This window comes from Prescottella sp. D32 (assembly GCF_037287305.1).
GTDB classification, from domain to species: Bacteria; Actinomycetota; Actinomycetes; order Mycobacteriales; family Mycobacteriaceae; genus Prescottella; species Prescottella equi.
Genome location: NZ_JARBSW010000002.1, coordinates 886439 through 904274 on the forward strand (window position 1 = coordinate 886439; position 17836 = coordinate 904274).

A 17836-nucleotide genomic window follows, 5' to 3' on the forward strand; every position below is an offset into this window, starting at 1 on the left:
CCGGTTCTCCGCTGAAGGGACCCTGCATGCGCCACCAGCGCATGCAGGGTCCCTTCTTCCGTTTCAGGCCAGTTCGCTGCTCGACTCCCCCGAATCGGACCGGCCGAGCCGGCTCGACAGCGCACCGAGGACGTCGAGGGCGTCGGTCCAGGCGTCGAGGGTGGCCGACGCCAGCCGGCGGTGGTCAAGCACACCGGGCTGCGCCAGGGCCGCGTCGAACGGCACCTCGACGAGCCCGGCGACCCGAGGCGCGAGCGCCGAGCGGATCGGCGCCAGATCCACGGGAGCGTCCGGCATCTGGTGCGAGACGACGACGATGGTGCGTCCCAGCACCTCGGCGCCGTAGGTGGACATCACCCAGGTGAGCGCGTCGCGCATCCGGCTGAGCGGCTCGGCGCGGGCGGATGCGACCACCACCAGCGCGGCACCGGACCGCAGCAGCGGCGCCAGTCGCGGTGAACGCAGCGCGGTCCCGACGTCGTGGATGCGGGCGCTGTGCCGGGCCGCGAGGAGCTCGTCGACGATGGCCGCATCGCTCGGCTGGCCGCCGCCGTTGCCGACCACGACCACGCCGGCCGACGTCAGTGCCATGTGCGCCTGGAACTGGCGGATCGAGCGCGCCGCGTCGACGGCCCCGATACCGGTGCGGGAGAGCAGGTTGCCACCGTCGCTGGTGGCGTCGACCGCGGAGACCTCCTTGCCGGTGCCCAGCCGCAGGGCCGTGGCGAGCCCGAACGCCGTGGTGGTGGCCGCGGCACCACCGGAACCGGCGACGACCACGGCCGACACCTGTTCGGGTTCAGCCACTTTCGGGACCCGGCGCAGCGACACCACGTTGTTCATCGCAGATCCTCCACCGTCGCGATCTTGAAGCCGTCGGGTGACGCGGCAACGGTGATGCGCTGGCGGATCGTGCCGTCCGTGCCGTCCGGCATCCGCAACACGAGGTCCACCATGTAGGCGTTCGGATCCGCGGTGGACGCGATCGTCACGCAGTGCTCGGTACCGACCTGGACGTCGTCGATCCACTTCTGGATCTCCGGCACCGGGTTCGGGGTGAGCATCAGCGACGCGACCCGGCCGCCGTCCCGTTGGGCGTAGTACGCGTGGTCGAACGCGCGGATCACGCCGGGCCCGTTGTCGACGGTGCCCGGGCCGCGGCCGACGCTCCGGCCGTCGCTGACCTCTTCGGCGCACCAACCCGCCCCGGTCACCGATGCGCCGGCAGCGGTGCCCTGTGCCGTCGCCGATGCTCCCGCCGCCGGCACGGCCGACCCGGCGGTCTCGCGGTCGCCGCCCGTCAGAACGACTGCGGTCACGGCCGCCGCGACCGCCAGCACCGAGACCGCAGCGGAGGCGACGACGAGGGGCCGGCGCGCCGCACGCGCCGGCTGTTCGGGCGCGGGTTCGGCATGCGGGTCGGCCAGCCAGGCGGGTCGGTGCTCGAAGTCGGGCGTCAACTCCTGTGGCGCCGACTCCTCCGGGGTCGGAGCTGCCGAGACCGCATCTGCCGCCGGGATCGGAACCGACGGCGCCACAGCGCTTTCGGCAGGCTCCGATTCGTAGTGCTCGGTCACGTCCGGGAACAGTGCGGGTCCGTTCCGGTTGTCGGTCGCCATTTCTCCTCCGCGATGGTGCGCGGGTGGGGCGGGATCGTTCCCGCCCCACCGGTTGTCATGCCTGGACGCCGGCCCCGACGGCCTCACCGATCATGTTCGCGGCGACACCGAGAGACGATTCCTGCACGAACGCGGTGAGTCCGGCGTCGATCTGCCCCAGCAGCTGCGCACCGCCGGGCTGTGCTGCCACGAAATCACGTGCTTGACGGTCGATCTCCGGTGCGGCGGCCACGCCGTCTCGCACCGCCGACGCGGCAGCTCCGCCGACCGGGTTGGTCTCCCACTGAGCGAGGGTGTCCTGCGTCTGTGTGGTGACCGCGGGCTGGTCGACGTCGTTGAAGAACCTGCGGACGTCATCGGGAAGCTCCTGCGGTTCGCCGAGGTCGCCCGCGCCGATGGTGGTACCCGCGACGGCACCCATTACCGCACCGGGCACGGCGCCGATCGCCCCGCCTACGACAGCCCCGATCGCCGTTCCGATCGTACTGTTGGTGACGAAGATGACCTGCCCCCCAGGAATGATCAGGTCTTGACCGCCCCAGATCGATGCACCGATTGCGCCACCGATTGCCCCGCCGGCCAGAGCGCCGCCGGCCCCCGCTCCGATCGCACCCGCCGCACCCATACCCAGCTGCGCCGCCGCGAGCCGATTTGCGCGGGTGGTCTCGACGCCCAGCGAACGCCAGAACGTCGACACCTCGGCCTCGATGACGGCGGAGGTGTTGTTGGTACGCGCGAGGTCGCCGTCGGTGATCCAGTTGGGCTGCGCCACATGGTAAGTGCCCAGGCGCAGGGTCTCGCGCGGCGCGATGATGGGCGCGGTGGGCTCGACGTACGTGGGCAGGTGCAGTTCCTCGACCCGGAGCGGAGCGACGTAGTAGTCGTCGGGCGCGTTGTAGGTGTTGGTGTCGTAGTCGTAGTTGTCGAGCGGCTGGTACTCGACGTTCTCGTACTGCGCGGGCGGCGCGACCCAGTACACGGGTTCGGGCTGCGCCGGTGCCGTCGTCACGCCACCCTGTGTGGTGGGTGTGGAGGTGACGCCGCCCTGGGTCCGGGGCGCATCGGTGCCGCCACCCTGCGCCGGCGGTGCCGTCGTCACCCCACCCTGCGGGGGCAGTTGGTTCGGCGCCGCGGACGCCGCGCCCGACGCTGCCACGACCACTGCGGCCGCGGCGGACGGGACCAGCGCCATCCGTGCGATCGTGCCGACCCGGCTCTTGCGGTGCTTGCCCATCGAAGGATCCCCCTTGGTGATTCGAGACTGAGACGTCGCGTTGTTTCAGTGCCGCAGCGGCCGCTGGTCCACGGACGCGGTGAACGCCGATGCCTCGGTCTGGAATGCCCGGAATGCAAGCGATGTGAGGGCAGCACTGCCCGCCACGACTCGAAAGCGCGCACACCGATGCGCGCTCATCCCCCTCGGCAACCTGCCGCCCCCATCACGAACGTCCCCCGCCGATCCGGTTCCCCCCGGTCGGTGCTTGGTCAGCCCGCAGAGTAACAGCAGGGGCCGACCGGCACCGCACGACCCTGGAGTCAGGATCCGACGGTGGCTTCCTCCGCCGCGGCCATGCGCGCACGCACCTCGGGCCGGCGCAGCGGCGGGACCGTCTTGGGAGGCTGCCGACGTGGCGGCAGCGCGGCGAGCAGTTCCATCGTCGTCGCGGTGACCTCTTCGACGGCCTTCTCGAACGCGTCGCGGTTGGCGTCGGACAGCTTGTGGACGCCACTGATCTTGCGGACGTACTGGCGCGCGGCAGCCTCGATCTCCTCGGCGGTGGCAGCCGGTTCGAGCCCGCGCAACTCGGTGATGTTTCGGCACATGCCTCGAACGGTAATCCCGCGCCGGCACCCCCGAAAGGGTGTCGGGTAGCGAACATAGGGCGTACTTTCGGTACCACACACCGGACCGGCACCGCGGGGGAACGATGCGCGTCGTAGAGAAGTCGAGCACCACAACCGTGTCCGTCCCGCATCCGCCCGGGCGTCTGCCCCTCGTGGGCGACGTCCTGGGGGTCTCTCTGCACACCCCGGTGCAGGACTCGATGCGACTCGAACGGCAGCTGGGCCCGATCTTCGAACGCAAGGCGCTGGGGCACCGGTTCGTGTTCGTGTCGGGCGCCGACATGGTCGCGGAACTGTCCGACGAGTCCCGCTTCGCCAAGAACGTCGCCCCCGGAATCGCCGAGTTGCGGGGAATCGGCGGCGACGGCCTGTTCACCGCATACAACGAGGAGCCCAACTGGGCTCGCGCACACAACCTGCTGCGTCCGGCGTTCACGCAGGCGGCGATGCGCTCGTACCACGACATCATGGTGGCGGTGGCCGGCGAACTCGCCGAGCACTGGGACACCCACGTCGACGGGGCGCCGGTGGATGTGTCGTCGGACATGACGAAGCTGACGCTCGAGACCATCGGCCGGGCGGGGTTCAGCTATTCGTTCGATTCGTTTCGCAGGGAGCGGCCGCACCCGTTCGTCGAGGCAATGGTCCGCGCGCTCACCCACGCCCAGCGGCGCACGTTCCGGAAAGTGCCGCTCGTGTCGAAGTTGCTGTACCGCAGGTCCGATCGGCAGAACGAACAGGACACCGCGTATCTCGCACAGGTGGTCGACGAGGTGATCCGGCAGCGCCGCGACAGCGACGCGGAGGGGCCCGAGGATCTGCTGGAGATCATGCTGCGGGCGGCGCGCGAGGAGGACCCGAATCGTCTGGACGAGGTGAACATTCGGAATCAGGTCGTGACTTTCCTGGTTGCCGGCCACGAAACGACTTCGGGCGCCTTGTCGTTCGCGCTCCACTATCTGGCGCAGCATCCGGAGATACTGGCGAAGGCGCGGGCCGAGGTCGACGCGGTGTGGGGTGACGGAACCCCGACCTTCGAGCAGGTGGCGAAGCTACGCTACGTCCGCCGTGTCCTGGACGAGACGCTGCGCCTGTGGCCGACGGCGCCCGCCTACGCGCGCGAGGCGCGGGAGGACACGGTACTCGCGAACCGGTATCCGATGCGGGCCGGCGAGTGGGTACTCGTCCTCATCCCGTCACTGCACCGCGACCCCGCGTGGGGCTCCGACCCCGAGAGATTCGACCCGGACCGCTTCGCTCCCGAGCGTGTTCGCGGCCGCGCCCCACACATCTACAAACCGTTCGGGACCGGCGAACGAGCCTGTATCGGACGCCAGTTCGCGATCCACGAGGCCGTCCTCGTCCTCGGCACGATCCTGCGGCGCTACGACTTCACCGCCGACCCCGACTACCAGCTCCGCATCCAGGAGCGTCTGACGCTCATGCCGGTCGGCTTCACACTGTCGCTGCGCCGGCGTCGGATCTGACGACGGAGAACATATTCCGGCATTTCGGCCATTCCCCTGCGTCATTGCCGCTACCGTGCGCGTCACACCCGCAGACGAGGAACGGCGAACGACATGGACTCTCCCCTGGCCACCGTGGCACTACCGGCGGCGCTCGCGATCATCATGTTCGGCCTGGGTCTGTCGCTGACGACCGCGGACTTCGCTCGCGTCGCACGACATCCGCGCGTCGTGACCATCGCACTCGCCTGCCAACTGCTGATACTGCCTGCCATCGCCTTCGGCCTGGTGCTCCTGTTCGACCTGCCACCGCTCCTGGCGGTCGGCATGATGGTTCTCGCCGCCTCCCCCGGCGGCACCACCGCGAACCTCTTCAGCCACCTCTACCGCGGCGATGTCGCCCTCAATATCACTCTGACGGCGGTCAATTCGGTGATCGCGGTGGTCACGTTGCCCATTGTCACCAACTTCGCCCTCGGCTACTTCGATCCCGATACGGGAACCTCGATGGGGCTGCAGTTCGGCAAGGTGCTGCAGGTGTTCGCAATCGTGTTGATCCCGGTCGCGGTCGGCATGTTCGTGCGTGCCCGGTGGACCGATTTCGCACACCGCATGGACAAGCCCGTGCGAATCGCGTCGGCCGTCGTATTGGTGCTCGTCATCATCGGCACCATCGCCGCCGAGAACGAGAACGTGGGCAGCTACCTCGCCGACGTCGGACTGATCACCACGCTCTTCTGCCTTGCGAGCCTCGCCGTCGGCTACTGGGTTCCGAAGGTACTCGGCGCGGGCAGGCGGCAGTCCATCGCGTGTTCGATGGAGATCGGTGTCCACAACAGCACTCTCGCCATCGCGATCTCGATCAGCGTCCTCGACAGCGTCGACATCGCGATCCCGGGCGCGGTCTACGGCGTCGTGATGTTCCCCCTCGCCGCGGCCGTCGGCTGGCTGATCAGCCGGGGCACGCCGGCCGCGACGACCGAGACGGCCCAGGAGCGAACCGAGCGGGCTGCCGAAAACAGTTGAGTCGGCACCTGGGCCGATGCCGGACGCGACGGCCGCGGCTCGGACGCTCGGGCATGATGGTGTGAGGTAGAGAGCTCGAGCTGGAGGCCCGGCATGGGTCAACCGTCCGCGCGGGATACGCGCCGTCCGGTCCGCTTCTTCACGGCACCGACCGGTGCGCGGATCGCCTACACCCACACCGGCCGAGGGAAGCCGCTTCTGGTCCCGGCGGCATGGATCAGCCACCTCGAGTTGCTGTGGCAGGACCGCGCCTACCGCGACTTCTTCACACCGCTGTCGGCGGTTCGCACCGTCGTCCAATACGACCGGCCCGGCTGCGGGCTGTCCGATCAGATGCCGGGGCCCGCGGGCCTGGCGGCCGATCTGACGCTGCTCGAGGCTCTGGCCGACCACCTGGGTCTGGAACGCTTCGATCTGCTGGGCATCTCCCTGGGCGCGCCGGTGTCGATCGCCTTCGCGGCACGGTTCCCGCAGCGGGTCGACCGGCTGATCCTGTACGGCGGTTACGCCGACGGCTCGGACGTCGCCGCGCCGGGGGTTCGCACCGCCATGCTGGGCATGATCCGAGCGCACTGGGGGCTGGGCTCGGAGATGCTTGCCGACATCTTCATGCCGGACGCCGATGCCGCGACCAGGGCGCTGTTCACTCGGCTGCAGAAGGAGGCCGCACCAGCCGAACTGGCCGCCGACCTGCTCGCGCAGTGCTACGAGATCGACGTGACCGACCTGCTCGACCGGGTCGCCGCCCCGACGCTCGTCGTACACCGGCGAGGCGACCGGGCGATCCCCTACCGCGCGGGCCGCGCACTGGCTGCACGAATCCCCGGCGCGCGGCTGATATCGCTGCCCGGCCGCAGCCACTTCCCGCACGTCGGCGACGCCGCCGCCGTCGTGCACGCGATGCTCGAATTCCTGGGGCACGGAACCACCGCGCTTCCCCCGGAACCGCCGGACGCGCTGACCGCGCGGCAACTGCAGGTGGCGGCGCTCGTCGCGGAGGGAATGACCAACCGGCAGATCGCGCAGCGGCTGGGCATCGAGGAGCGCTCCGCCGAGGGACACGTCGAGCGCATCCGGCTCCGGCTCGGGGTCTCGTCCCGCGCCCAGGTCGCCGCCTGGTGGGCCCGGAGCGTCTCGGCCGGCCCGGCTCCCGACGTCGAGGTACCGGATTGAGGTACCGGCAGGGGTAGTTCCCTCCTATCCGCGGCGGTGCCGCTCCGCGAGGCTCGTAGTCACATCGACCGACGCGAACCTCGAAAGGAGCGCAAGCGATGGCCAGCCACGATGTGATGTCCCGCGAACCCGAGGAGTCGGCGCCGACCGCGCCCGGCGCCTTCCGGTTCCATCCGCTCCGCGGGCCGTTCAACGCCCTGTTCTTCAGCGCCCTCGACCGATATCTGGATCACCTGCTGCGACCGCACAAACAGTCCCTCTTCGACGACCTGCCACGGACAGTCGTCGAACTGGGGCCCGGGGTCGGGGCCAACCTGCGTTACCTCCGCGCCGGCACCCGGCTGATCGGCGTCGAGCCGAACCCGGCGATGCACGATCGCCTGCGTGCGCGGGCCGCGCGTGCCGGGGTCGATCTGGAACTGCACACCACCGGTGCCGAACGGCTCGAGCTGCCCGACGCATCGGTGGACGCGGTCATTTCGAGCCTCGTGCTCTGCACCGTGGCAGATCCCGCGGCCGTGCTCACCGAGGTGCACCGGGTCCTGCGCCCCGGCGGACGCTACGCGTTCCTCGAGCACGTCGCCGCGCCCGACGGCACCTCGCTGCGCCGTCTGCAGCGGGCCGCACGCAGGCCGTGGGCTTGGACCTTCGAGGGTTGCTCCTGCGAGCGCGACCTGCAGGCCGTCGTCGAGGCCGCCGGATTCACCGAGACGGCCATCGAGGCCTACCGCCTGCGCTCGCCCTTCCTGCCCGTCAACACCCAGATCGCCGGCGTCGCCCGCAAACGCCCCTGAGGCCGCCCCAGCAACCGCGTTTTGCGCACTTGTCGCGCTCCGCCGGGCATCCGAGTCGCGACAAGTGCGCAAAACGCGGGGGGACGGGGACGGCGAATGCCCTGCCGATTCACTGGGAACCGGCAGGGCATTCGTGAGCGGGAGGACTAGTCCTGGATGCGCTCGATGATCGTGACGTTGGCGGTGCCGCCGCCCTCGCAGATGGTGAGCAGGCCGTAACGGCCGTTGCGACGCTCGAGCTCGTTGAGCAGCGTCGCCATCAGCTTGGTGCCGGTCGCACCCAGCGGGTGGCCGAGGGCGATCGCGCCGCCGTTGACGTTGACCTTGGCCGGGTCGGCACCGAGCTCCTTGATCCACGCGAGGACGACCGGCGCGAACGCCTCGTTGATCTCGACGAGGTCGATGTCGTCGAGGGTCAGGCCCGTCTTCTCCAGCGCGTGCTGGGTCGCCGGGATCGGCGCGCTCAGCATGAAGATCGGGTCGTCGCCGCGAGCGCTCATGTGGTGGATGCGGGCGCGCGGCTTCAGGCCGTACTTCTGCACGGCCTCCTCCGACGCCAGCAGCAGCGCGCTCGAACCGTCGGAGATCTGGCTGGCGACGGCAGCGGTCAGGCGGCCACCCTCGACCAGCACGTTGAGGCTCGCCATCTTCTCGAGGCTGGTCTCGCGCGGGCCCTCGTCGGTGGTGACGTCACCGAAGGGAACGATCTCGTTCTCGAAGCGGCCCTCGGCGATCGCGGCCTTGGCGCGCTCGTGGCTCTGCAGAGCCCACTTCTCGAGCTCCTCGCGGCTGATGTCCCACTTGTCGGCGATCATCTCGGCGCCGCGGAACTGCGACACCTCCTCGTCGCCGTAGCGCTCGGCCCAACCCTTGGACTCGGCGGTCGGCGTGCTGAAGCCGTACTGCTCACCGACGATCATGGCGGCCGAGATCGGGATCTGGCTCATGTTCTGGACGCCGCCGGCGATGATCAGGTCGGCGGTGCCGGCCAGGATGGCCTGCGCGCCGAACTGGATGGCCTGCTGGCTCGACCCGCACTGGCGGTCGACCGTCACACCGGGCACGTGCTGCGGCAGGCCCGCGGCCAGCCACGACAGGCGCGCGATGTTGCCGGCCTGGCCACCGATCGCGTCGACGCAACCGAACACGACGTCGTCGACGTTCGACGGGTCGATACCGGTGCGCTCGACGAGCGCCTTGATGATGTGCGCGCCCAGGTCGATCGGATGAACGGGGGCCAGGCCACCGTTCTTCTTGCCGATCGGGGTACGGATGGCGTCGACGATGTAAACCTCGGGCATGAACAGCTCCTGGGTCGGATTACTTGTGGGAGTCGGGGCTGGCGAGCCCGTCCAGAACGATGGAGAGGTACTGCTTGGCCACGGCCTCGGCGGTGAGCGGGCCGCCCGGCCGGTACCAGCGCACGGCCACCCAGACCGTGTCGCGCATGAAACGGAAGACGATCTCGACGTCGAGGTCCTGACGGAAGCTGCCGTCGGCGACACCGGCCTCGAGCACCCCGACCCACAGGTCGCGGAACTCCTGGTTACGCTCGGCGAGGTACGCGAACCGCTCGTTGGACGCGAGGTGCTTGACCTCGTCCTGGTAGATCGCGACCGCACTGTGCGAGGCGTCGATGGCCTCGAACGACGCGATCACGAGAGCCTCGAACGTCTCGCGCGAGCCCATGCCGGCGGCGACGATCTCGCGGTAGCGGCCGAACAGGTCGTCCTGGAAGCCGCGCAGGATCTCGTCGACCATCGACTCCTTGGAGTCGAAGTGGTGGTAGAGGCTGCCGGAGAGGATGCCCGCCGCGTCGGCGATGTCGCGCACGGTCGTGGCCCGCAGGCCGCGTTCGGCGAACAGGCCCGCAGCGAGTTCGAGGAGCTCGGCGCGGCGCCCGGACTTGTTCGAAGACTCGTCGGCGCCTCGGGGTGGAGTCATGCCGGACATCCTACCAACCAAGCGATTGCTAGGGTATCGGCGCATTTCGCCCAGCGGACACTCCTGTGCCGCGGCCGAATGTCACATCGGTTCAGTCGGACTGCACCGATGTGACATTCGGCCACCACGAGCACGGAAGGTTACCTACGCGCGCTGGCTCGAGACCGAGACGATCTCGCCGGTCATGTAGGTGGTGTAGTCGCTCGCGAGCATCGCGATCACCGACGCGATCTCCCACACCTCGGCCGCGCGGCCGTAGGCCTCACGCGACGCCAGATTGTCGAGCAGCTCGTCGCTGGTGACCTTCGCCAGGAAGGGGTGCTTGGCGATGGACGGCGACACCGCATTGATGCGGACACCGAACTCGGCGGCCTCGATCGCGGAGCAGCGGGTGAGCGCCATGACGCCGGCCTTGGCCGCCGCGTAGTGCGACTGCGAGTGCTGCGCACGCCAACCCAGGACGGAGGCGTTGTTCACGATGACGCCGCCGTGCGGGGCCTCCTTGAAGTAACGCAGCGCGGCGCGGGTGGCGCGGAAGGTGCTCGTGAGCGTGATGTCGACGACGCGGTCCCACTGCTCGTCGGTCATGTCGACGATCGGGGTCTCGCCGCCCAGGCCTGCATTGTTGACCAGAACGTCGATGCGGCCCAGCTTCTCCGCAGCGCCGACGATCAGCGCGTCGACCTGCTCGGTGCTCGAGACGTCGCAGACGAACGACTCGACCTGCTGGCTGCCGAACTCGGCCGACAGCTTCTCGACGGTCTCACCGAGACGACGCTCGTGGAAGTCCGAGACGAGGACGTCGGCGCCCTCGAGCAGCGCGCGGCGCGCGGTCGAGAAACCGATGCCGGTGCCGGCCGCGGCGGTCACGACGATCTTCTTGCCCTTGAGCAGGTCGTGGCCCGCGACCTCTTCGGGAGCGACGGCGAGCGGGGACTTGATGGTGGCGGTCACGGGCGTGCCTCTCGGGGAAGGCCGAGCACACGCTCGGCGATGATGTTGCGCTGGATCTCGTTGGATCCGCCGTAGATGGTGTCGGCGCGCGTGAACAGCCACAGTCGCTGCAGGTCGTTCAGCTCCTCGCCGGGCTCGGTGTTCTCCACACCGATCAGCGACGCGGCGCCCTGGACCTCCATCGCGAGCTCGCCGAGCCCGCGGTGCCAGTTGGCCCACAGCAGCTTCGCGACGGACGCCTCGCCGCCGTTGGCACTGGCGTCGACGCTCGCGAGCGTGCGCAGCGCGTGGGCACGGATGACCTGCAGGCTCGTCCACGCGCGGGAGATCTTGTTGCGGATCGCCGGATTCTCGGCGGCACCGTTGCGCTCGGCCAGTTCGACGATCGACTCGAGCTCACGGGCGAAGCCGATCTGCTGCCCCAGGGTCGAGACGCCGCGCTCGAAGGTGAGCGTGCCCATCGCGGTGCCCCAGCCGTTGCCCTCGCCACCGACGACCAGGTCGGCGTCGGTGCGGGCGTTGTCGAAGAACACCTCGTTGAACTCGGAGGTGCCGGTGAGCTGGATGATCGGGCGGACCTCGACACCCTCCTGGTTCATGGGAACCAGCAGGTACGACAGACCCTTGTGGCGCGACGAGCCCGGCTCGGTGCGCGCGACGACGAAGCACCAGTCGGCGAGGTGCGCGAGCGACGTCCAGACCTTCTGGCCGTTGACCACCCACTGGTCGCCGTCGAGTCGCGCCGTGGTCGACACGTTGGCGAGGTCGGAGCCGGCGCCCGGCTCGGAGTAACCCTGGCACCACAGCTCGGTGACGGTCTTGATGCCCGGCAGGAAGCGCTGCTTCTGCTCCTCGGTGCCGAACGCGATCAGCGTCGGGCCGAGCAGCTCCTCACCGATGTGACTCACGCGCGCAGGCGCATTCGCGCGTGCGTATTCCTGATGGAAGATGATCTGCTGGCTCAGCGTCGCCTCGCGACCGCCGTACTCCTTCGGCCACCCGAGGCAGGTCCAGCCGGCGGCAGCCAGGTGACGGTCCCACTCGAGGCGTTCCTCGAACGCCTCGTGTTCACGTCCCGGCCCGCCGAGGCCCTTCAGCTCGGCAAACTTCCCGGAGAGGTTCTCTTCGAGCCATTCGCGAATTTCCCGCGCAAAGGCCTCGTCAGCAGCTGCCTGCTCGCTGGTCTCAATACCCTGGCTAACGTCCACAGCGATACGGTACCCTACCAAGCACTTGCTTTGTATAGAGGTTCCGCCTCGCCTTAGGAGAGATTGTGAGCACGAATGTGACCACCGAGCCCCGGACGACCCCGGCCGCGCTGTGGCGCGCCGTTGAACAATTCGGATCGAACGAGGCTGTTGCGGACGGATCCGACCGCACCACTTACACCGAACTGCTGGAGCGTGTGCGCCTCGCCGCCCGCGCACTGATGGCCAAGGGCGTCGAAGCGGGCGACCGCGTCGCCGTCTGGGCACCCAATACCCACCACTGGATCGAGGCTTTCCTCGCCGCGCAGTACGCCGGCGCGACGCTGGTGCCGATCAGCACCCGCTACACCGGGCACGAGGCCCTGGACCTGCTCGAGCGCACCCGCGCCAAGGTCCTGGTCGTGCCGGACCGGTTCCTCAAGAACGACCGTCTCGCCGACGTCCTCAAGGCCGCCGGCCCGGGCGGCATCCCGTCGCTGCAGCTCGTACTCCGCACGCCGTCGGACGACCCGACCTCCGGCGCCCCCACCACCGAGTTCCCCGGCGGCGAGATCCTCGAATGGGATCAGCTCGCCGCCGCAGCCGAGCCGGTTTCCGTGGAGGAGGCCGACGCTCGCGCCCGCGCCGTCTCCCCCGACGACGTCGCCGACATCCTGTTCACGTCCGGCACCACCGGCAAGAGCAAGGGCGTCATGACCGCGCACCGCCAGACCGTCGGTATCGCCGACGCGTGGGCCGACTGCGCCGAGGTCGACGAGAACGACCGCTACCTGGTCATCAACCCGTTCTTCCACACTTTCGGCTACAAGGCCGGTCTCATGGTGTGCATCCTGCGCGGCGCCACGATGGTGCCCGCCGCCGTCTTCGACGTCCCCACGATCATGACGACGATCGCGAACGAGAAGATCAGTGTCCTGCCGGGGGCCCCGACGATCCACCAGACCATCCTCGACTTCCCGACCCGCGACGAGTACGACCTGTCGAGCCTGCGCGTCGCGATCACCGGCGCGGCCGCGATTCCGGTGGTGCTGGTGGAGCGGATGCAGGCCGAACTCGGCTACGACGCCGTCATCACCGCCTACGGCCAGACCGAGGCCGTCGTGGTGACGATGTGCCGCACCGACGACGACCCGGTCACGGTCGCCACCTCGTCCGGACGGGCGATCCCCGGCATGGAGGTCAAGATCGGCGAGCACGGGGAGATCCTGGTGCGCGGCGATAACGTCATGCTCGGTTACCTCGACGACCCGGAGTCGACGAAGAAGACCATCGACGCCGACGGCTGGCTGCACACCGGCGACGTGGGCGTGCTCGACGAGCGTGGCTACCTCGACATCACCGACCGCCTCAAGGACATGTACATCTCCAACGGGTTCAACGTGTACCCCGCCGAGATCGAGAATGCGCTGGCGCGAATGGATTCCATCGTCGAGGCGGCCGTCATCGGTATCCCGGACGAGCGGGCCGGCGAGGTCGGTCGTGCGTACATCGTGCCGAAGGCCGGCGTCGACGTGACCGCGGAGGACGTCATCGCGTTCTGCAAGGAGCGTCTGGCGAACTTCAAGATTCCGCGCGAGGTGAAGATCGTCGGCGCGCTTCCGCGCAACCCGTCGGGCAAGGTGCTCAAGAACGATCTGCGAGAGGGCAAGGCATGACCGTCCCCCACGACGTTCCCGGTGGGGGCGAGCTTCCCGACGAGGGAGAGGTCGTCACCTACGAGGTGCGGGATCACGTCGCGTTCGTGACGTTGAACCGCCCCGACTACCGCAACGCCCAGAACTCGGTGATGACGTACGCCCTCGACGCCGCGTTCGAGCGGGCCGTCGAGGACGACGACGTGAAGGTGATCGTGCTCGCCGGTAACGGCGAGCATTTCAGCGCCGGCCACGACATCGGCACGCCCGGCCGCGACCACCACGTGCACTACGAGAACAAGGCCGCGCTGTGGTGGGACCACCTCGGCAAGGCGGGCGGCGACCAGCGTTTCGCGCGCGAGACCGAGGTCTACCTGGGCATGTGCCGTCGGTGGCGGGAGATTCCGAAGCCGATGATCGCGCAGATCCACGGCGCCTGCATCGCCGGTGGCCTCATGCTCGCGTGGTGCTGCGACCTGATCGTCGCGTCGGAAGATGCGTACTTCTCGGATCCCGTTGTCCGCATGGGTGTTCCGGGTGTCGAGTACTTCGCACATCCGTGGGTGCTGGGATCGCGGTTCGCGAAGGAGATCCTCTTCACGGGCGATCGTTTCTCCGCGCAGCGCGCCTACGAGGTGGGCATGGTCAACCGGGTGGTGCCGCGTGCCGACCTCGAGACCGAGACCCTGGCGCTGGCCGCCCGCGTCGCGGAGATGCCGCGGTTCGGCCTGGCCCTCACCAAGAAAGCCGTCAACCAGTGCGAGGACCTCATGGGACAGCGCGCAGGTATGGATTCGGTGTTCGGCCTGCATCACTTCGCCCACGCGCACAACGCCGAGGTGGGCAGGGACTCGCTGGGTGGAATGGACGTCAACAGTATGAAAGCGAAGGCGAAATAGTGGATCTCGAACTGGATGAAAAGGCCCGCGCCTTCCAGCTGGAAGTGCGCGAATGGCTCGCGGCCAACGTCCCGGCGGAACCGCTGCCGTCGATGGACACCGCGGAGGGCTTCGAGGCCCACCGCGAGTGGGAGCACAAGCTCGCCGACGCACGCCTGTCGACGGTCGCGTGGCCGGCGGAGTACGGCGGCCGCGACGCGTCGATGATCGAGTGGGTCCTCTTCGAGGAGGAGTACTACAAGGCCGGTGCGCCCGGGCGCGTCAGCCAGAACGGCATCTTCCTGTTCGCGCCGACGCTCTTCGAGCACGGCACCGAGGAGCAGCTCGCGCGCATCATGCCGCGCATGTCCCGCGCCGACGACATCTGGGCTCAGGCCTGGTCGGAGCCGGAGGCCGGTAGCGACCTGGCGGGCATCCGGTCGACGGCCCGCCGCACCGAGGGCGGCTGGATCCTCAACGGTCAGAAGACCTGGAGTTCGCGCGCCGTGTACGCGGACTGGGGCTTCGGCATGTTCCGCACCGACCCGGAGGCGCAGCGCCACAAGGGCCTGACGTACTTCATGTTCCCGCTGAACCAGGACGGCGTCACCGTGCGCGCCATCCCGCAGCTGGACGGCGAGCCCGGCTTCGCGGAGATCTTCTTCGAGGACGTCTTCGTCCCGGACACCGACGTCGTCGGTGAGGTGAACAACGGCTGGCGCGTCGCGATGAGCACCGCGTCCAACGAGCGTGGCCTGTCCCTGCGCAGCCCGGGCCGCTTCATCTCCGCGGTGAACCGCCTGATCGAGGTGTGGAAGACCGAGACCGACCCCGCCGACACAGCGTCGCGGGACCGCGTGGTCGACGCCTGGATCGGCGCCGAGGCGTACCGCCTGCACACCTGGGGCACCGTCACCCGCATGCTCGAGGGTGTACCCCTCGGCGTCGAGGGCTCGATCAACAAGATCTTCTGGTCCGAGCTCGACGTCCGCATCCACGAGACGGCGCTCGACCTGATGGGCGCCGACGGCGAGCTCGCCGGCAAGTGGCAGGACGGGTACCTCTTCTCGCTGTCCGGCCCGATCTACGCCGGCACCAACGAAATTCAGCGCAACATCGTTGCCGAGCGGATGCTCGGACTCCCGAAGGCGGATCGATGAAATTCTCTCTGTCCACCGAGCAGCGCGATTTCGCGGAGAGCCTCCGCGGCCTGCTCGCCAACGCCAACACCCCGGCCATCGTCCGGTCGTGGGGTGAGAACGACACCGCCGCCGGACTGGCCCTGCTGCAGCAGCTCGCCGAGACCGGTGTGACGGCGCTCGCCGTGCCGGAGGAGTTCGACGGTATCGGCGCGCACCCGGCCGACCTGGCCGTCGCGTTCATCGAGCTGGGCCGTGCCGCGGTTCCCGGCCCCGTCCTGGAGACGGCTGCCGCCGTCCCCGCACTGCTGTCGGCGCTGAACGACCAGCAGCTGGCCAAGCGCTTCCTGCCCGGTATCGCCGAGGGCAACCTCGCGTCGCTGGTCCTCGAGCCGTCCACGCCGCGTGCCCTCGACGCCGACGTCGCCGAGCCGGTGCTGCGGGTTTCCGGTGACACCCTCGAGTTGGTCCGCCCCACCACGCAGCTCGAGTCGGTCGACCCGGCCCGGCGCCTGTTCGAGGTCGAGTCGGTCGAGACGCTCGCGCAGGGTGCGGACGTGGCCGCCGCCGCGGAGAAGGCGTACGACATCGCGGTGCTGGCCGCGTCGGCGCAGCTGATCGGCGCCGGCCACGCGATGATCGAGACCGCCACCGACTACGCCAAGAACCGTTCGCAGTTCGGTCGCGTGATCGGCAGCTTCCAGGCCGTCAAGCACCACATGTCCGACGCCCTGGTGGCCGTCGAGATGGCGACCCCGCTGGTGTACGGTGCGGCGATCTCCATCGCCGAGGGATCCGACACCATCGCCCGCGACGTGTCGGCCGCCAAGGTTGCTGCCGCGAACGCCGCGTACGTGGCGTCGCGCAAGGCGCTGCAGGTCCACGGCGCGATCGGTTACACCCTCGAGTGCGACCTGTCGCTGTGGCTCACCAAGACGCGGGCCCTGCAGTCCGCGTGGGGCACCGCCTCGGCCCACCGCGCACGGATTGCGAGCGCGCTGTGAGCGGGGTCGGAGTGTTCGCGGAGGAGCAGATCGAACTCCGCAAGACGGTTGCCCAGTTGCTGGCCAAGCGCGCCGACGCGGCCGCGCTGCGCAAGACGCTCGAGTCGGGCGAGGCGTTCGACCGCGGCCTGTGGGACGTGCTGTGCCAGCAGGTCGGTGTCGCGGCGCTCGCGATCCCCGAGGAGTTCGGCGGGTTCGGCGCGACCCTCGTCGAGCAGCACCTGGTGCTCGAGGAACTCGGCGCCGCGCTGACGCCGTCGCCGATGTTCGGCTCCGCGGTCCTCGCCGCCCAGGCGATCCTGGCGACCGGCAACGACGAGGCGTGCGAGCGCCTGCTGCCGGGCATCGCGGAGGGCTCGTCCATCGCGGCACTCTGCTGGGTGGGCCCCGAGGGCCACTGGCGCAGTGACGACGTCGCGTGCACGGCCGCCGGCAGCGACGCCGACGGCTACACCGTGTCGGGCACCGCGCACTACGTGCTCGACGGCGCGCACGCCGACGTGCTCATCGTGGCCGCGGCCGTGGAAGGCTCGGACGGCGTCATCGGTTTGTTCGAGGTCGACCCGGCAGCCGGCGGCGTCGCGCGCCGTCAGCTGCCGACGATGGACCTCACCCGCCCGATGTCGTTGGTGGAATTCGACTCCGCCCCGGCCGTGCGGCTCACCGCCGACGACGCGACCGCGGCGCTCGAGAAGGTCCGCACCATCGCGATCGTCGCGCTGTCCGCCGAGCAGGTCGGTGCCGCCGAGCGCTGCATGCAGATGACGGTGGACTACAGCAAGGACCGCGTCCAGTTCGGTCGCGCGATCGGCAGCTTCCAGGCGCTCAAGCACCGCATGGCGGACCTGTACTTCCTGGTGGAGACTGCCCGCTCGGCGTCGTACGCGGCCGTGCACTCGCTGAGCGAGGGTCTGCCGACGGCCGCCGCGGACGCGCTGGTCGCGAAGGCGTACTGCTCGGAAGCGTTCCTCGCGGTCACCGGTGACGCCATCCAGCTGCACGGTGGCATCGCGATCACGTGGGAGCACGACGCACACCTGTTCTTCAAGCGAGCCCACGGCAGCGCTCAGCTGCTGGGGCAGCCGGAAGAGTTCTTCAAGGAGATGGAGACGCTCGCGGGTCTGCCCGCCTGATCTGCCTCTCGATCACCCG

At 69.3% G+C, this 17836-nt stretch carries 17 protein-coding genes; 9 read left to right on the plus strand and 8 right to left on the minus strand.

Annotated elements, in window-relative coordinates:
* Window positions 1-63: 63 nt before the first annotated feature.
* The 4 genes from PSS76_RS13755 to PSS76_RS13770 all read right to left on the minus strand — a co-directional run bounded on the left by PSS76_RS13755 (window position 64) and on the right by PSS76_RS13770 (window position 3443).
* On the minus strand, window positions 64-843 hold the full coding sequence (locus tag PSS76_RS13755; RefSeq protein WP_005515565.1) for a hypothetical protein: 780 nt from the start codon (window positions 841-843) through the stop codon (window positions 64-66).
* Entirely contained in the window at window positions 840-1619 is a 780-nt protein-coding gene (locus tag PSS76_RS13760) for a DUF8176 domain-containing protein (protein ID WP_064059639.1), read from the minus strand. The genes PSS76_RS13755 and PSS76_RS13760 overlap by 4 nt, the downstream gene beginning before the upstream one ends.
* A 55-nt stretch (window positions 1620-1674) precedes the next feature.
* Window positions 1675-2853: a hypothetical protein gene (locus PSS76_RS13765; protein ID WP_064059638.1), complete on the minus strand. Its 1179-nt coding sequence runs from the start codon at window positions 2851-2853 to the stop codon at window positions 1675-1677.
* A gap of 302 nt (window positions 2854-3155) precedes the next feature.
* On the minus strand, window positions 3156-3443 hold the full coding sequence (locus PSS76_RS13770; RefSeq protein WP_005515569.1) for a DUF2277 domain-containing protein: 288 nt from the start codon (window positions 3441-3443) through the stop codon (window positions 3156-3158).
* A gap of 104 nt (window positions 3444-3547) precedes the next feature.
* Between PSS76_RS13770 and PSS76_RS13775 the strand changes: the two genes are divergently transcribed.
* From PSS76_RS13775 to PSS76_RS13790, 4 genes are all read left to right on the plus strand, one after another.
* Window positions 3548-4951: a cytochrome P450 gene (locus tag PSS76_RS13775; RefSeq protein ID WP_337456266.1), complete on the plus strand. Its 1404-nt coding sequence runs from the start codon at window positions 3548-3550 to the stop codon at window positions 4949-4951.
* A gap of 93 nt (window positions 4952-5044) precedes the next feature.
* Window positions 5045-5956, plus strand: coding sequence for a bile acid:sodium symporter family protein (locus tag PSS76_RS13780; protein ID WP_022594075.1), 912 nt, complete (start codon window positions 5045-5047; stop codon window positions 5954-5956).
* Window positions 5957-6049: 93 nt separating this feature from the next.
* Window positions 6050-7129, plus strand: coding sequence for an alpha/beta fold hydrolase (locus PSS76_RS13785; RefSeq protein WP_084968328.1), 1080 nt, complete (start codon window positions 6050-6052; stop codon window positions 7127-7129).
* A 98-nt stretch (window positions 7130-7227) separates the two neighbouring features.
* Complete coding sequence (locus PSS76_RS13790; protein WP_337456267.1) at window positions 7228-7923, plus strand: class I SAM-dependent methyltransferase; 696 nt, start codon at window positions 7228-7230, stop codon at window positions 7921-7923.
* Window positions 7924-8069: 146 nt separating this feature from the next.
* Here the strand turns inward: PSS76_RS13790 and PSS76_RS13795 are convergent, their stop codons facing one another.
* The 4 genes from PSS76_RS13795 to PSS76_RS13810 all read right to left on the minus strand — a co-directional run bounded on the left by PSS76_RS13795 (window position 8070) and on the right by PSS76_RS13810 (window position 12029).
* Complete coding sequence (locus PSS76_RS13795; protein ID WP_005515575.1) at window positions 8070-9224, minus strand: acetyl-CoA C-acetyltransferase; 1155 nt, start codon at window positions 9222-9224, stop codon at window positions 8070-8072.
* Window positions 9225-9243: 19 nt separating this feature from the next.
* Complete coding sequence (locus PSS76_RS13800; RefSeq protein ID WP_022594071.1) at window positions 9244-9867, minus strand: TetR/AcrR family transcriptional regulator; 624 nt, start codon at window positions 9865-9867, stop codon at window positions 9244-9246.
* A gap of 144 nt (window positions 9868-10011) precedes the next feature.
* Window positions 10012-10821: an SDR family oxidoreductase gene (locus PSS76_RS13805; protein WP_005515577.1), complete on the minus strand. Its 810-nt coding sequence runs from the start codon at window positions 10819-10821 to the stop codon at window positions 10012-10014.
* The gene (locus PSS76_RS13810) at window positions 10818-12029 is read right to left on the minus strand and encodes an acyl-CoA dehydrogenase family protein (protein WP_005515579.1); all 1212 of its coding nucleotides are present in this window, start codon (window positions 12027-12029) and stop codon (window positions 10818-10820) included. The genes PSS76_RS13805 and PSS76_RS13810 overlap by 4 nt, the downstream gene beginning before the upstream one ends.
* A 77-nt stretch (window positions 12030-12106) precedes the next feature.
* Here PSS76_RS13810 and PSS76_RS13815 point away from each other — a divergent pair, with 77 nt between their 5' ends.
* The 5 genes from PSS76_RS13815 to PSS76_RS13835 are packed head-to-tail and all read left to right on the plus strand — an operon-like array spanning window position 12107 to window position 17817.
* Window positions 12107-13684: a FadD3 family acyl-CoA ligase gene (locus PSS76_RS13815; RefSeq protein WP_013414859.1), complete on the plus strand. Its 1578-nt coding sequence runs from the start codon at window positions 12107-12109 to the stop codon at window positions 13682-13684.
* Window positions 13681-14562: an enoyl-CoA hydratase gene (locus PSS76_RS13820; protein ID WP_005515581.1), complete on the plus strand. Its 882-nt coding sequence runs from the start codon at window positions 13681-13683 to the stop codon at window positions 14560-14562. The genes PSS76_RS13815 and PSS76_RS13820 overlap by 4 nt, the downstream gene beginning before the upstream one ends.
* Window positions 14562-15701, plus strand: a complete 1140-nt coding sequence (locus PSS76_RS13825; protein ID WP_005515582.1) for an acyl-CoA dehydrogenase family protein — start codon at window positions 14562-14564, stop codon at window positions 15699-15701. The genes PSS76_RS13820 and PSS76_RS13825 overlap by 1 nt, the downstream gene beginning before the upstream one ends.
* Window positions 15698-16684: an acyl-CoA dehydrogenase family protein gene (locus tag PSS76_RS13830; RefSeq protein ID WP_064059633.1), complete on the plus strand. Its 987-nt coding sequence runs from the start codon at window positions 15698-15700 to the stop codon at window positions 16682-16684. Before PSS76_RS13825 ends, PSS76_RS13830 begins: the two co-directional genes overlap by 4 nt.
* On the plus strand, window positions 16681-17817 hold the full coding sequence (locus tag PSS76_RS13835; protein WP_084956381.1) for an acyl-CoA dehydrogenase family protein: 1137 nt from the start codon (window positions 16681-16683) through the stop codon (window positions 17815-17817). Before PSS76_RS13830 ends, PSS76_RS13835 begins: the two co-directional genes overlap by 4 nt.
* The last annotated feature ends 19 nt before the right edge of the window (window positions 17818-17836 follow it).